The organism is Citrobacter werkmanii (assembly GCF_008693645.1).
GTDB classification, from domain to species: Bacteria; Pseudomonadota; Gammaproteobacteria; order Enterobacterales; family Enterobacteriaceae; genus Citrobacter; species Citrobacter werkmanii.
This window is the reverse complement of the sequence record NZ_CP044101.1, coordinates 1,317,129-1,332,893: the sequence shown is the minus strand read 5'-3', so window position 1 is coordinate 1,332,893 and position 15,765 is coordinate 1,317,129. Positions and strand designations below refer to the sequence as shown.

Below are 15,765 nucleotides of genomic sequence, written 5' to 3'. Positions count from 1 at the left end.
AAAAAGATCAGCAACGAACTTTATCTTATTGATATAAAAGGAGTAGCTATGAACTTTCAGAACCTTAAATATTGGCGTGAGAAAGCCAGTCATTATTCGCCGGAAACCCGTTTATTTATTAACGGCGAATATTGCGCCGCCGCCGATAACGAAACCTTTATTACTCAGGATCCGGCCGGCCAGCGCCCACTCGCCAAAGTCGCCCGCGGCAAAAAAGCGGATGTGGATCGTGCGGTCACCGCAGCCCGCGCCGTCTTTGAACGCGGTGACTGGTCGCAGGCAACACCCGCAGAGCGCAAGGCGGTTCTCCACAAGCTTGCAGATTTAATGGAGCAGCATCACGAGGAGCTGGCGCTACTGGAAACGCTCGACACCGGTAAACCGATTCGCCATAGCCTGCGTGATGATATTCCAGGCGCGGCGCGCGCCATCCGGTGGTACGCCGAAGCTATTGATAAAGTCTATGGCGAAGTTGCCACCACCTCGGTAAACGATCTGGCGCTGATTGTGCGCGAACCGGTGGGTGTAATCGCGGCTATCGTTCCGTGGAACTTTCCCCTGCTACTGGCCTGTTGGAAACTTGGCCCCGCGCTGGCCGCCGGTAACAGCGTGATCCTCAAACCCTCGGAGAAGTCCCCGCTGACCGCCATACGTCTTGCGGCACTGGCTAAAAAAGCGGGTTTGCCCGATGGCGTTCTCAGCGTGGTTAGCGGGTATGGTCATGAAGCGGGCCAGGCGTTGTCACAACATCCGGATGTCGACGTTATCACTTTTACTGGCTCAACCCGCACCGGCAAGCAACTGCTAAAAGATGCTGGCGACAGCAACATGAAACGCGTGTGGCTGGAAGCTGGCGGTAAAAGCGCCAACATCGTGTTTGCCGACTGCCCGGATCTAGCGAAAGCCGCCGCCACTGCCGCGGCAGGCATTTTCTACAACCAGGGTCAGGTCTGTATCGCCGGTACGCGTCTGCTGCTGGAAGAGAGTATTGCCGACGAATTTATCGCGCTGTTGAAAGAGCAGGCGAAAAACTGGCAGCCGGGCAACCCGCTCGATCCTGAAACCACGATGGGCACGCTTATCGACAATGCGCATGCCGACACCGTGGACACCTTTATTCGCGACGGTGAAACGCAAGGCACGCTGGCGCTGGATGGCCGCAGCCATGTCCATCCGGCGGCTATCGGCCCGACGATTTTTGTCAATACCGCGCCGCAAGCCCACGTCAGCCGCGATGAGATCTTCGGCCCGGTACTGGTCATCACCCGTTTTAGCAGCGAAGCCGAAGCCCTGGCGCTGGCCAACGACAGCGACTACGGCCTGGGCGCCGCGGTCTGGACCCGCGATTTGTCGCGCGCCCATCGCATGAGTCGTCGCCTGAAGGCCGGTTCAGTCTTCGTGAATAACTACAACGACGGTGATATGACCGTACCGTTCGGCGGTTATAAGCAAAGCGGAAACGGGCGCGATAAGTCCCTGCATGCCCTGGAAAAATTTAGCGAACTGAAAACCATTTGGATCTCCCTGGAGCCTTAATCATGACTGAACATACCAGCAGTTATTACGCCGCAAGCGCCAATCAGTACGAACCGTTTCCCACCCTTAGCGAATCGGTTAGCTGTGATGTCTGTGTCGTGGGCGGCGGCTATACCGGACTCTCCTCCGCCCTGCATTTAGCGGAAATGGGTTACGACGTGGTGCTACTGGAATCCGCACGTATTGGTTTTGGGGCCAGCGGACGCAACGGCGGCCAGTTGGTTAACTCTTACAGTCGCGATATTGATGTTATCGAACGCAGCTACGGCCCGGACGCCGCCAAAATGCTCGGCAGCATGATGTTTGAAGGCGGCGATATCATTCGCGAACGCATTAAACGCTATCAGATTGACTGCGATTATCGTCCTGGCGGGCTGTTTGTGGCGCTAAACCATAAGCAGATGGAAACGCTGGAAGAGCAGAAGTCGAACTGGGAACGCTACGGCAACACACAGCTTGAACTGTTAGACAGCAGCGAAATTCGCCGCGAAGTCAGTAGCGATCGCTATGTCGGCGCGCTGCTCGACCACAGCGGTGGCCATATTCATCCGCTCAATCTGGCGATTGGCGAAGCTAACGCCATTCGTCTGAACGGCGGACGCATCTTCGAACAGTCGCCGGTCACCCGTATTCAACACACCAGCCCGGCGGTGGTCAGCACGGAAAAAGGTCAGGTGACAGCCCGCTTTGTGATCGTCGCGGGCAACGCCTACCTCGGCGACAAACTGGAACCTGCGCTGGCCAAAAGCAGCATGCCGTGCGGCACCCAGGTGTTAACCACCGAACCGCTGTCCGCTGAAATGGCGCGTTCGCTGATCCCGAAAAACTACTGTGTGGAAGATTGCAACTACCTGCTGGATTACTACCGTCTGACCGGCGATAACCGCCTGCTGTACGGCGGCGGCGTGGTCTACGGCGCACGCGATCCGAACGATATTGAACGCCTGGTGATGCCGAATCTGCTGAAGACCTTCCCGCAATTGCGGGGGGTAAAAATTGATTACCGCTGGACCGGTAATTTCCTGTTGACGTTATCACGTATGCCGCAGTTCGGCCGTCTTGATACCAATATTTACTATATGCAGGGCTACAGCGGTCACGGTGTGACCTGTACCCATCTGGCTGGACGCCTGATTTCCGAACTGCTGCGCGGGGATGCCGAGCGCTTTGACGCATTCGCCAACCTGCCACACTACCCGTTCCCGGGAGGCCGCAGCCTGCGCATTCCCTTTACCGCCATGGGGGCGGCCTATTACAGCTTACGCGATCGCCTTGGGGTTTAAGTTCTTCCGCGATAAACCCGACGCACAGGGCGGTCTCCCCTGTGCGTTTTTTTATTCCCGGTCGGTGAAAAACAGATAACAGTCACGAATATATCGCTATAGGACATAACCACACTCTTCGCATTGTTTCTCTCCTCTAATCGGATACGCTTTTTTAGATATCGCTGGCGGCGTGCGCCAGAACTCAACGGGGGAAGAAACGCGTGTTATGAATACGAATAATGAGGAGACCTTTTATCAGGCGATGCGCCGGAAGGGAGTGAGCCGACGCAGTTTTCTTAAATATTGTAGCCTCGCCGCAACATCGCTGGGATTAGGGGCTGGAATGACGCCCCGAATAGCCTGGGCGTTGGAGAACAAACCCCGGATCCCGGTCGTCTGGATCCACGGGCTGGAATGTACCTGCTGTACCGAATCGTTTATTCGCTCCTCGCACCCACTCGCCAAAGACGTCATCCTCTCTCTGATTTCCCTCGATTACGACGACACGCTGATGGCCGCCGCCGGAACGCAGGCCGAAGAGGTATTTGAAGACATTCTGCGCCAGTACCACGGCCGCTACATTCTGGCCGTCGAAGGTAATCCTCCGCTGGGTGAACAAGGGATGTTCTGTATTAGCGGCGGAAAACCCTTTGTGGAAAAACTCAAACGCGCCGCCGCCGGAGCCAGCGCGATCATCGCCTGGGGCACCTGTGCCTCCTGGGGCTGCGTGCAGGCTGCCCGGCCTAACCCCACCCAGGCAACCCCGATCGATAAAGTGATCACCGATAAGCCGATCGTAAAAGTGCCCGGCTGCCCGCCGATCCCGGACGTCATGAGTGCCATCATCACCTACATGGTGACGTTTGACAGGCTGCCTGAACTCGACCGTCTGGGGCGTCCGCTGATGTTCTACGGACAGCGTATTCACGACAAATGCTATCGCCGCGCCCACTTTGACGCCGGGGAGTTCGTCGAAAGCTGGGATGATGATGCCGCCCGCAAAGGCTATTGCCTGTACAAAATGGGCTGTAAAGGGCCAACCACCTATAACGCCTGCTCCACCACCCGCTGGAATGGCGGCGTTTCCTTCCCCATCCAGTCCGGTCACGGTTGTCTGGGATGTTCAGAGAACGGCTTCTGGGATCGCGGCTCGTTCTACAGCCGCGTGGTTGATATTCCACAGATGGGAACGCATTCCACCGCCGATACCGTGGGCCTCACCGCGCTTGGCGTCGTGGCTGCCGGCGTCGGCGTCCACGCCGTCGCCAGCGCCGTCAACCAACACAACCGCCACAAACAGCAATTAGCCGACGCCAGACAGCAGTCGTCAGACAATGAGGATAAACAGGCATGAGCCATTCATATCAAACCCAGGGATATACCTTAAACAATGCCGGTCGCCGTCTGGTTGTGGATCCCATTACGCGCATTGAAGGTCATATGCGTTGTGAAGTGAACATTGATGAGCAGAACATCATCACCAACGCGGTTTCTTGCGGCACCATGTTCCGCGGACTGGAGATCATTCTTCAGGGTCGCGACCCGCGCGACGCATGGGCATTTGTCGAACGAATTTGCGGGGTGTGCACCGGCGTACATGCCCTTGCCTCTGTCTACGCCATTGAAGATGCCATTGGCATTAAGGTGCCCGACAATGCCAACATCATTCGCAATATTATGCTGGCCACGCTGTGGTGCCACGACCATCTGGTGCACTTTTACCAGTTAGCCGGAATGGACTGGATTGACGTGCTGAATGCTCTGAAAGCAGATCCGCGCGCCACATCGCAACTGGCGCAGAGTCTTTCTGCCTGGCCGATGTCCTCACCGGGCTACTTCTTTGACGTCCAAAATCGGCTGAAGAAATTTGTCGAAGGCGGTCAGTTGGGGATTTTCCGCAACGGTTATTGGGGCCATCCGCAGTACAAGCTATCGCCAGAGGCTAACCTGATGGGCTTTGCCCACTATCTGGAAGCGCTCGATTTTCAGCGCGAGATTATCAAAATCCATACGGTGTTTGGCGGTAAAAACCCCCATCCTAACTGGATTGTCGGCGGTATGCCGTGCGCTATCAATATCGATCAGAGTGGCGCAGTAGGCGCGGTCGATATGGAACGCCTGAACCTGGTGCAGTCGATCATCACCCGCACCGCTGACTTTATCAACAACGTGATGGTGCCTGACGCGCTGGCTATCGGTCAGTTCAATAAATCCTGGAGCCAGATTGGCACCGGGCTTTCTGATAAATGCGTTTTGAGCTACGGCGCGTTCCCGGATATCGCCAACGACTTCAGCGACAAAAGCCTGTTGATGCCTGGCGGCGCGGTGATTAACGGTGATTTTAACAACGTATTGCCTGTGGACCTCGCCGATCAGCAGCAAATTCAGGAGTTTGTCGATCACGCCTGGTACCGTTACCCGGACGATCAACTGGGCCGTCACCCGTTCGAAGGGATTACAGAACCCTGGTATAACCCCGGCGATGTGAAAGGCAGCGATATTAATATCCAGCAACTTAACGAGCAGGAACGTTACTCGTGGATTAAAGCCCCGCGCTGGCGGGGACACGCCATGGAAGTTGGACCGTTAGCGCGCACGCTGATTGCCTATCACAAAGGGGATGCCGCGACGATTGAATCCGTAGATCGCATGATGTCCGCCCTCAAACTGCCGCTGTCGGGCATGCAGTCAACGCTGGGCCGAATTCTGTGCCGGGCGCACGAAGCGCAGTGGGCCGTGAGCAAGTTGCAATATTTCTTCGACAAGCTGATGACCAACCTGAAAAACGGCAACCTGGCGACGGCGAATACCGAAAAATGGGAGCCAGAAAGCTGGCCGCAGCACTGCCGCGGGATCGGTTTTACCGAGGCGCCGCGCGGGGCATTAGGCCACTGGGCATCGATTCACGACCAGAAAATCGATCTGTATCAGTGCGTGGTGCCAACCACCTGGAATGCCAGCCCGCGCGATCCAAAGGGGCAAATTGGCGCTTACGAGGCGGCGCTGATGGGTACCCAAATGGCGATACCGGATCAACCACTGGAGATCCTGCGCACCTTGCACAGCTTCGACCCCTGCCTGGCATGTTCAACCCATGTGCTTGGCGACGACGGCAGCGAACTGATCGCAGTCCAGGTTCGCTAAGCGTTGAGGAAAAGGAACGATGACTGGAAAGATATCCCCACGCGTCGGGGAGGCGCGTGATACCGCCGTCAGCCACTATGTGTTTGAAGCGCCTGTTCGCTTGTGGCACTGGCTGACGGTAGGCTGCATGTTGGTTTTGATGGTGACCGGATACTTTATTGGCCGACCGCTGCCATCGGTCAGCGGCGAGGCCACCTATCTGTTCTATATGGGCGACATCCGGCTGGCACATTTCGCCGCCGCCATGGTGTTCACGGTGATACTGCTGATGCGCATTTACTGGGCCTTTGTCGGTAACCGTTATTCACACGAGTTGTTTATTGTGCCGGTCTGGCGTCGCAGTTGGTGGCAGGGGGCGTTTTCGGTAGTACGCTGGTATCTGTTTCTGGAAAAGAAACCAGGGGAGGATATCGGACATAACCCCGTTGCGCAGGCGGCGATGTTTGGCTATTTCCTGCTCTCCGTTTTTATGATCCTGACCGGTTTTGCCTTATACAGCGAGCATAGCCAGTACGCCATCTTCACTCCCTTCCGCTATGTGACGGAGTTTTTCTACTGGACCGGCGGCAACTCTCTCGATATTCACAGCTGGCACCGGCTAGGAATGTGGTTCATCGCCGCCTTCATCATAGGTCATGTGTACATGGCTATCCGCGAGGACATCATGTCCGACGATACCGTCATCTCGACCATGGTCAACGGCTATCGTAGCCACAAATTTGCCAAACGTCAGCGCGACAAGGAGGCGTCATGAGCGAACCGAACGTCATCGTGATGGGCTTGGGCAACCTGCTGTGGGCAGACGAAGGGTTTGGCATTCGCCTCGCGGAGCGCCTGTACGCCCACTATCACTGGCCAGAATGGGTAGAGATTGTCGATGGCGGCACCCAGGGGCTGAATCTGCTGGGCTATGTTGAACAGGCCAGCCATTTGCTGCTGCTGGACGCCATCGACTACGGACTCGCGCCGGGCACTCTGCAAACCTACGCCGGTGACAAAGTCCCCAGTTACCTCAGCGCCAAAAAAATGAGTCTGCACCAGAACAGCTTCTCCGAGGTGCTGGCGCTGGCAGATATTCGCGGCCATCTCCCCGCGCACATCGCTCTCGTGGGACTGCAGCCGGTACAACTGGACGACTATGGCGGCAGCCTGACCGACATCGCACGCACTCAGCTCCCGACAGCGGAACAAGCCGCGCTTACGCAGCTGGCCGCGTGGGGTATCGCGCCACAGAGAAACGAGGAAACGCGTTGCCTGAACTATGAATGCCTGTCGATGGAAAACTATGAAGGCGTGCGTATTCGCCAGTTTCGCGTGACGCTGGAGGAATAAACAATATGTTAAATGACACCCCATTTTCTGCGTTATGGCAACGTATGCTGGCGCGTGGCTGGCAACCGCTGAGCGCGTCTGAACTGGATGGCTGGGTAACCCGCGTGGGCAATGGCGTGGTCCTGCTCAGCAGCGATCCCCGCCGCACGCCGGAAGTCAGCGACAACCCGGTCATGATTGCCGAGTTACTGCGGGAGTTTCCCCAGTTTGCCTGGCAAATAGCCATGGCCGACCTTGAACACAGCGAGGCGATCGGCGATCGTTTTAGCGTGTTCCGCTTCCCGGCCACACTGGTGTTTATCCACGGCGAGCTGCGCGGCATTCTCAGCGGCATCCACCCCTGGGCTGACCTGCTTAACCTGATGCGGCCCTTAGTTGAAGAACAGATACCGCCGGAGTCTGCATGATGAGCGATTCCTTTTTTCATCTGCTGGGTCCGGGTACGCAGCCGGGCGATGATAGCTTCAGCATGAATCCCTTGCCCCTCACCTGCCAGGTCAACTGCGACCCCAGCATGGCGATGCTGGAAAACTGCCCGCACAGCCCGGCGGTGATGGCATTGTTAGCCGATGTACGCCACCAGCTCGCCCGGAGAATTCCCGCCAGGCAGGAGGTGTTGAGATGGGATTTATCCACGCTCAACGCCGACGATCTCACGTTTTTAAATACGCTGCTCGGTGAAGGCGAAGTTTCAGCGCGCATCCAGCATGCTGACGGCCGGGAAAGCGAAATTCAGGAGTCGATTTTCTGCGGCATCTGGCGAGTGCGTTGTCAGAATGACAAGGGCCAATGGGAAGAACATCTGGAAGCAGGTAGCGCGCCGCAGGCGCTGTGGCAGGCGGCAACACTCAATACGCTGCCGGACGATAGCCTGCTGCCTCCGCCCATCGACGGATTGATGAATGGCCTGACGCTGGCCCAGGAACTGCTGGCGCACCTGCGCGATCCGGCCACGCGTCCTCATAGCATTAACCTCACCCAACTGCCTGTTAGCGACGCGGATCGCCGATTCCTCGCCAATCTGTGCGGCGAAGGGCACATTCAGATCCGCACCATCGGCTACGGCGAGAGCCAAATCGACGCCACGGCGCTGCGCCATGTCTGGCATGTGCGCTGTCTGGATACCCTGAAAGGGCTTTTGCTCGAGAGTTATGAGATCTGTCCATTACCGGAACTGGTACTGGCTGCGCCGGAAGATCTGCTCGACTCGCTCGAGCGCCTGGATGAAGTCTGCGCCTGGCTGGCATCCGGCCCGCCTGCCTGACTCCCCTCTTTAAGACCCGCGTACTTTTCTGCTGCGGGTCTGACGTTTTCTTCTTTATCTATTCACTCTCTAATGCCTGATGGAGTTCGCATGTGGGACGTCATTGACTTATCGCGCTGGCAGTTTGCGCTGACCGCGCTGTACCATTTTCTGTTTGTTCCCCTGACGCTGGGGCTGATATTTTTGCTGGCCATCATGGAAACCCTGTTCGTGGTGACCGGCAAAACCATCTACCGCGACATGACGCGTTTCTGGGGAAAGTTATTCGGTATTAACTTTGCGCTCGGCGTGGCTACCGGCCTGACCATGGAGTTTCAGTTCGGCACTAACTGGTCGCTCTATTCCAACTATGTGGGCGATATTTTCGGCGCCCCGTTGGCGATGGAAGCCCTGATGGCTTTCTTTCTTGAATCCACCTTCGTCGGGCTGTTCTTCTTCGGCTGGCAGCGTTTAAACAAGTACCAGCACTTACTGGTGACCTGGCTGGTCGCGTTTGGCTCCAATATCTCGGCGCTGTGGATCCTCAACGCTAACGGCTGGATGCAATATCCGACCGGTGCTCACTTTAATATCGATACCCTGCGTATGGAGATGAGCAGTTTTAGCGAACTGGTCTTTAACCCTGTCAGCCAGGTGAAATTTGTCCATACCGTGATGTCCGGTTATGTCACGGGTGCCATGTTTGTGATGTCCATCAGCGCCTGGTATCTGCTGCGTGGTCGCAATCGCGAGTTTGCCCTGCGCTCCTTCGCGGTGGGTTCCGTTTTTGGCACGCTGGCTATCCTCGGCACCCTGCAACTGGGTGACAGTTCAGCCTATGAGGTCGCCCGGCTCCAGCCGGTAAAACTGGCGGCAATGGAAGGAGAATGGCAAACCGAGCCCGCCCCCGCTCCTTTTCATGTCATCGCCTGGCCGCAGCAGGAACAAGAGCGTAACGCCTTTTCCGTGAAGATACCGGCTCTGCTGGGTATCCTGGCGACGCACTCGTTAGATACCCCGGTTCCGGGACTCAAAAATCTGATGGCGGACGCGCTCCCCCGCCTGCAGCGGGGCCGGGAAGCGTGGTTATTGTTGCAGGAAATCGCCAACGGTAACCGCACGCCTCAGGTGCTGAAGGCTTTCCACGCCGTAGAAAATGATCTGGGTTACGGCATCCTGTTGGCGAACTACGCGCCTGATATGAACCACGTTACGCCCGCGCAATATCAGGCCGCGCAACGCGGCGCTATCCCGCAGGTGGCCCCTGTGTTCTGGAGCTTTCGCATCATGATTGGATGCGGTTCTTTGCTGCTGCTGGTGATGGCGATTGCGCTGATACAAACCTTACGCTGGCGTATCGACCAGCATCGCTGGGTACTGCGCATGACGCTGTGGAGTCTGCCGCTACCGTGGATTGCCATTGAAGCAGGCTGGTTTATGACGGAGTTTGGCCGTCAGCCGTGGGCGATTCAGGATATTTTACCCACCTGGTACGCCCACTCCGCGCTGAGCGCGAGCCAGTTGGCCTTCTCCATGGGGCTTATCCTTACGCTTTACACCCTGTTTTTAATTGCAGAGGTCTACCTGATGCAAAAATACGCGCGTCTGGGTCCAGATACGATGCGGGACCAACAACCGGCGCAACAACAGGGATAAAGGAGATAATCATGTTGGATTATGCAACGCTGCGGCTCATTTGGTGGCTGCTAATTGGCATCATTCTGGTGGCCTTTATGGTCACTGACGGATTTGATATGGGGGTCGGCTGCCTGTTGCCGCTGATCGCGCGTAACGATGACGAACGCCGGGTATTAATCAATAGCGTCGGGGCGCACTGGGAAGGTAATCAGGTGTGGCTCATTCTGGCGGGCGGCGCATTATTCGCCGCCTGGCCACGCGTCTATGCCGCCGCTTTTTCGGGATTTTATGTGGCGATGATTCTGGTGCTATGCGCCCTTTTCTTTCGCCCGTTGGCTTTTGACTATCGCGGTAAAATAGCCAACGCGCGCTGGCGCAGAATATGGGACACTGGGTTGGTTATCGGCAGTCTGGTTCCGCCTGTTATTTTCGGCATTGCGTTCGGCAACCTGTTTTTGGGCGTGCCTTTTATCCACACGCCGCAACTGCATGTGCAATACCTGGGCACCTTCTGGCAGTTACTCTCTCCCTTTGCCCTTTTGTGCGGCGCGTTAAGCCTGATGCTGGTTATTCTGCAAGGGGGCGTGTGGCTCCAGTTAAAAACCGATGGCATCGTTCGCCAACGCGCGCTGTCCGCCACCCGCCGCAGCGCAATGCTGGTGGTACTCTGCTTTCTGTTAGCCGGTTACTGGCTGTGGACAGGAATTGATGGCTTTGTGCTGCTTAGCCAGGATCCTAATGGTCCTTCCAACCCGCTATTAAAAGCGGTAACAACCTCGCCGGGCGCGTGGATGGCGCATTTTTATCAGTCACCATTGTTGTTGATTATTCCGCTAGCTGGCATGATTTTTCCAATGCTCACGATCTATGCCTGCGGGCAACGTCGGGTCGTGTGGGGATTTTTGTGCGCTTCCCTGACCCAGGCCTGCGTGATCTTCACCGCCGGAATCACCCTGTTTCCGTTTGTGATGCCTTCAAGCGTGCAACCCCTGTCCAGCCTGACGGTGTGGGACAGTACCTCCAGCCAGATGACGCTCAGTATCATGTTGGTTATTGTGCTGATTTTTCTACCGATAGTGCTGCTTTATACCGCTTGGAGTTATTACAAGATGCTGGGGCGAATCAAGGTAGAAACGATCCGCCGCCACAACCACGAACTTTACTAGGGAGGAATGCACAATGTGGTATCTGTTTTGGCTGGTCGGCATTCTGCTGATGTGCGCGTTCTCCACGCTGGCGCTGGTCTGGCTTGAGTCGCGGCAGAAGTAATTCTGCAACAGGAGGGAGTGTCATACTGCCTCCTGTTATATTTATGGTACTCATTGCGTATTCTGAGCCAGATGTCTGGAATCTCAGTAAAAATTGAGCCTTACCACTACGTCCGCACTAAAAGGTCCTGTCTTAACGTCCTGACCCGATATCTTTTGTAAATTCGCGGTGAAATAATTCTTCAGGATTGAGTCTACCTTTACATCATCAATCTTCCATGCGGTATTAAAAGGAATATATTTTCCAGATGTATCTGAAATAGATAATCCTAACCCGTTATTTAAGTTAAGAGATCCATCAGCATTAATCCCTGGAGCTGCTGGTTCAAAGTACATATTGATACCAAATGGCGCGCTGACCGCAATGGTACAGCCTTTACTCTTCTGAATTAACGTTGTGAATTTCCTTTGCAGCTTCATTCCCTTTTCCATATCGCTGATTTTAACTGCACCAAAGTCAATGGTGTTGGGAGAGACAGCTACCTCCATCGTACAAGGTATAAAAGTAATGTCTGGTGTTGAGATTGATATTATCGATCTTTGAAGAAAATAATTATTATTAACAAGAAAATATATTGACTGGAAAGAACCGTTCAATAATGTTCCTTCAGGAGGTATTTTTCCTTTTGATGAATCTACTTTTATTTCCACCCAGACTGAGAGATTTTTTTTAAAGCTATTCCCCGTTGCCGTAGTAAAACCGATCACATTTTCTTGTTGACGATCATAAGGCTTACCGTCAATGTATATTGTTGTTGTAATTCCATTTTTTCTTGACAGATAAGAATTAAAATCAGATGTAGTTACTGCGGTAACGAATTGCCCATAAGTCTCACCTTCACAACTCAGATTAATAGATGTCTTCGGCGATGTGTAAAGTACTGTGCCATTTGGTGTATCAGCCGGAATAGACATCTGTGGCACACTAAGAAAAATATTTTGAGCTGAACCATTGAACTGACACCCTGCCGCATAAGCAAACGACAATGGTAAATATCCACTGCTGAAAACTAATAAAAACAACGCAAGTCTTGGCATTTCCCCCCCTCCAAAAAGTTGTGCATACCCATTTAATTTAAGTTTACTTCCCTTCAAAAACACACAGCATTTCCGCACAGCGATACGGATTTATGTGAAGCCCGCCAAAGTCATCTATATATCCTACATTCAATGAGTTACCACCAAATTTAACGTTAAAATCCAACGAGGAGAGTGGTGCTATCATAATACTGTCAAAACCAGGGAAGCTCCCTTTATTATCAGCACCTAAATACCCTAAGGTAATATAGTAGGGCGTCGGATTATTAAGCACCAACTTACCATTTTGACGTGTTACCGTAACTTTTTCCTCTACGCGGTCGCTGGCTTTTTTCTTTATGCCGTCAGGACGATAAAATAACTTCAAACGACTCTGCAGGGCGATTTGTAGCACATTTTCCTTGTCGCTTTTCGGCGGGATTTCGCGGACGTTAAAGTAGAAAAGTGTCTCCCGGTCTTTAGCCAGAGAGGCAATAGCGGGTAATGCCATAATTCTGACCTGCGTTTTTTTCCCCGCATCAATTCGCTGTAAAGGTGGTAATGCCAGTAAATATGATTCTGAGCGTTTTCCATTGGCATCATCGATCCATGACTGTGCCAGATAAGGCTGTGTTTTACTTTGATTAGTTAACGTGACTGCCAGTGATTTATCAGAACCATCCATGATGATTCGGGTCCTGTCAATATTTACAGCCGCATTAGTAGTCCCTGCTCTTACCAGTAAAAGACCAACAGCAAGCGATGCCAAAAGTTTATAAACACGTTTAGATAACACAACTCATCTCCATTAATGGCAGGGTAATAACAATACGCCCGATGTCAGGTCCGAATGTTCAGGAAGCTGTAATTTGCACTGCCCCTGTGACCAGGCGACGCTGACATTATTGCGATCTTCATGGCTGATACCAGAAAGGTAGGTAAAACCCTGATCACCGATAATGCCCAGTACCCTACCTTTCTGGTTTTTTACCTGTGTACCGAGCGGTGGAAACGAACCATCAGCCAGTCGTATAGTTCCAATCAACTGACCGCCTTTCGTAGCCATAATCTTCTTATATCCGATGGCCCCTTCAGTCAGCACTTTACTAATGACATTACCCGACACGTTAACATCTGTAGGCAGGGCGGTAATATCAACAGCAATGTCTGAGCGTTCATAGCTTGAACCAGCCGGTACCACCGCAATACCAAAGCGGTTTGTCGTACCGTTATCATTATCAACAGGCACCCCCGCCACATCTCCGGTATCAATCATCAACCGCGGCTCATTTCCCGCCATATTTTGATGAAGCGCAGCGCCATAACGCGTAGCCGTGAAAGAGCCATACCAGTTCAGGGATAAGCTCTTATACTGCTGGCTCAGCATACTGAAGTTCGCATTACCCTGACCGTATGGCGTCATTGTTTGAATATTTCCGTTCAGTGACGTACCGTCCTGCTGCCCTTCATCATGCTGTTGACCGACCCCCAGGCTCCAGGAGGTTTTATTCGATGGCCGGTTATAGAGGGTTGCGGTCTGATTCAAACGTCCATTGCTATCATGCTGGATGCTGTAGCTGACCTGCCGTTGTGTATCCCAGGGCAAGGTTAGTGAAAGATAAATTTGATTATCCTGTTCATTACGTAATGTGCGATTTCGCCCCAAAGAAAGTGAAGCGGTTGCTCCCTGAAAAGGACCAAGGTTAAAGATCTTATTCAATGAAGCGGTGTAGTTCTCACTGACATTACTGTTCCAGTAATTCTGATGACTCACGGAGAACAGAGCATTGAGCCCGAGTGAGCTGATGGATTGGTTAAACGTAAGTACATAGCTCTGTTTTTCGGACAGTGACGAGCCATAGCCATTCGAGCGGTCTATATACTGGCTCATCGTCATAAAGCTTTTTTCAGAAAAACGGTACCCGGCAAATGCGATTGTACTACCCGTTTTATCGAAGGTTTTGGCGTAATTAAAACGATAGCTGTAACCCGTTTGCTGAGGCTCGTTTTGTATCTTTGCTACAGACTGCGTGACATCAAATGACGCGGCACCAAATACCCCCATATTTTCGCCGATCCCCAGTGCCAGTGCGCGATAATCACCATCACTGGCAATAAAGCCGCCATAAAGGGATGTATTGTTAAATGCTCCCCACGTCATCTCGCCGGTTGAGAAAAGCGGCTCGACGGTGTGGCTGCTGCCAGCGTAGATCAGCGGTTTACCTGCCGCGGTTTTAAACTGAACGTTTCCTTTTCGGGTAAGAAACGGAACGCTGGCTGTATTCACCTGCCAGGTATGTACCTGCCCATTGTCTTCCCGAACGGTAACATCGAGATTTCCACGGACCGTTTCACTTAATCCAGGCACAACGAATGGACCCGCTGGTACCTGAGACTGCCAGAGAATACGCCCATTCTGGGATACGGTGACCTGGGCATGGGTTTGTGCTATTCCGGTTATCTGTGGCGCATAACCACGTAACGACGGGGGCAGCATACGTTCATCGCTGGTAAGTGACACTCCGCTAAAACGGAACGTATCAAAAATATCGGAGTTCAGATATGTTTGCCCCATCACCAGTCTGGCCTGGAGAGAAGGAACAGGACGAAAGAGGTATGTTTGCGGGAAAGTCAGTGATGACTCATTTTCCCCACTTCCCCTGGTTGTGGTGTACTGGTAATCAGAACGTAAGCGCCATGCGCCAAAATTCAATCCTGACGTACCGTATAAGCTGTAATTGCTACTTACATCTCCTTGATGTGGCATATAGCGGTTGCCAAGCAGGTTATAGTCAAAAATAAAACCGTTGACACCGTCCTCCCACTGGGATGGCGGAGACCATTCATCATCCTGATATAAAAGGTAGGCCTGCGGCACCGTCACAGATAGAGTCTGGTTATCAGGAGAATAAACGACACTGCTGTCGGAGGCAGTAAGATTGACACACTGTGTTCCAGGGTAAAAGGACAGATTATTTTTAACTTCATTTTTGAACGCTATCAGTCCAATCAATGACGGAGTCAAACAGGCAAAGCTGTTACTTTTATCATCATTTAAATAAAAATTAACAATCTGTTGCTCTTTAATCGTTCGGCCATTAAGGACAATATCTAAAATATATTCACCAGGCGCAATATAACCTTGTTGAGAATAAGCTGACAAATCGACATTCTTCTTATTATCAGCATCTAAAAGATGAGTATTAAACTCAACACTCCGTGCATTCACCACAGGAAAATAGATAGCCAGAAGCAATGCGAGATATGCAGGTCTAATACTCATATACAATAATCTTATATCTATTATTTAGAATAAATGTCT

General features: G+C 53.0%; 14 protein-coding genes. 11 read left to right on the top strand and 3 right to left on the bottom strand.

Annotation, left to right across the window (positions count from 1 at the left end; all coding sequences use genetic code 11):
• Window positions 1–48: 48 nt before the first annotated feature.
• The 11 genes from puuC (at window position 49) to cbdX (ending at window position 11,427) form a co-directional block, all read left to right on the top strand.
• Window positions 49–1,536: an aldehyde dehydrogenase PuuC gene (puuC, locus tag FOB24_RS07015; protein WP_110498671.1), complete on the top strand. Its 1,488-nt coding sequence runs from the start codon at window positions 49–51 to the stop codon at window positions 1,534–1,536.
• Window positions 1,537–1,538: 2 nt separating this feature from the next.
• Window positions 1,539–2,819 carry an NAD(P)/FAD-dependent oxidoreductase gene (locus tag FOB24_RS07010; RefSeq protein ID WP_038637921.1) on the top strand — a complete coding sequence of 427 codons (1,281 nt, stop codon included), beginning with the start codon at window positions 1,539–1,541 and terminating at the stop codon, window positions 2,817–2,819.
• Window positions 2,820–3,027: 208 nt separating this feature from the next.
• Window positions 3,028–4,155, top strand: coding sequence for a hydrogenase 1 small subunit (hyaA, locus tag FOB24_RS07005; RefSeq protein WP_071888112.1), 1,128 nt, complete (start codon window positions 3,028–3,030; stop codon window positions 4,153–4,155).
• On the top strand, window positions 4,152–5,945 hold the full coding sequence (gene hyaB, locus FOB24_RS07000) for a Ni/Fe-hydrogenase large subunit (RefSeq protein WP_150344712.1): 1,794 nt from the start codon (window positions 4,152–4,154) through the stop codon (window positions 5,943–5,945). The genes hyaA and hyaB overlap by 4 nt, the downstream gene beginning before the upstream one ends.
• Window positions 5,946–5,964: 19 nt before the next feature.
• Complete coding sequence (gene hyaC / locus FOB24_RS06995) at window positions 5,965–6,699, top strand: Ni/Fe-hydrogenase b-type cytochrome subunit (protein ID WP_150344711.1); 735 nt, start codon at window positions 5,965–5,967, stop codon at window positions 6,697–6,699.
• Entirely contained in the window at window positions 6,696–7,277 is a 582-nt protein-coding gene (hyaD, locus tag FOB24_RS06990; protein WP_150344710.1) for a hydrogenase 1 maturation protease, read from the top strand. The genes hyaC and hyaD overlap by 4 nt, the downstream gene beginning before the upstream one ends.
• A gap of 5 nt (window positions 7,278–7,282) precedes the next feature.
• Entirely contained in the window at window positions 7,283–7,684 is a 402-nt protein-coding gene (gene hyaE, locus FOB24_RS06985) for a hydrogenase-1 operon protein HyaE (RefSeq protein ID WP_085047690.1), read from the top strand.
• A complete protein-coding gene (locus tag FOB24_RS06980; protein ID WP_150345563.1) occupies window positions 7,684–8,541 on the top strand; it encodes a hydrogenase expression/formation protein in 858 nt (285 codons plus the stop codon). Before hyaE ends, FOB24_RS06980 begins: the two co-directional genes overlap by 1 nt.
• Before the next feature lie 90 nt (window positions 8,542–8,631).
• The gene (appC, locus tag FOB24_RS06975; protein ID WP_150344709.1) at window positions 8,632–10,176 is read left to right on the top strand and encodes a cytochrome bd-II oxidase subunit 1; all 1,545 of its coding nucleotides are present in this window, start codon (window positions 8,632–8,634) and stop codon (window positions 10,174–10,176) included.
• Between the two features lie 11 nt (window positions 10,177–10,187).
• Complete coding sequence (appB, locus tag FOB24_RS06970) at window positions 10,188–11,324, top strand: cytochrome d ubiquinol oxidase subunit II (RefSeq protein WP_150344708.1); 1,137 nt, start codon at window positions 10,188–10,190, stop codon at window positions 11,322–11,324.
• A gap of 13 nt (window positions 11,325–11,337) precedes the next feature.
• On the top strand, window positions 11,338–11,427 hold the full coding sequence (cbdX, locus tag FOB24_RS06965; protein ID WP_069323885.1) for a cytochrome bd-II oxidase subunit CbdX: 90 nt from the start codon (window positions 11,338–11,340) through the stop codon (window positions 11,425–11,427).
• 83 nt (window positions 11,428–11,510) lie between these two features.
• Here cbdX and FOB24_RS06960 read toward each other — a convergent pair whose 3' ends face one another.
• The 3 genes from FOB24_RS06960 to FOB24_RS06950 are packed head-to-tail and all read right to left on the bottom strand — an operon-like array spanning window position 11,511 to window position 15,720.
• A complete protein-coding gene (locus tag FOB24_RS06960) occupies window positions 11,511–12,464 on the bottom strand; it encodes a fimbrial protein (RefSeq protein ID WP_150344707.1) in 954 nt (317 codons plus the stop codon).
• A gap of 43 nt (window positions 12,465–12,507) precedes the next feature.
• Complete coding sequence (locus FOB24_RS06955; RefSeq protein WP_085047694.1) at window positions 12,508–13,239, bottom strand: fimbria/pilus periplasmic chaperone; 732 nt, start codon at window positions 13,237–13,239, stop codon at window positions 12,508–12,510.
• Window positions 13,240–13,251: 12 nt separating this feature from the next.
• Complete coding sequence (locus FOB24_RS06950; RefSeq protein ID WP_223229538.1) at window positions 13,252–15,720, bottom strand: fimbria/pilus outer membrane usher protein; 2,469 nt, start codon at window positions 15,718–15,720, stop codon at window positions 13,252–13,254.
• Between the last annotated feature and the right edge of the window lie 45 nt (window positions 15,721–15,765).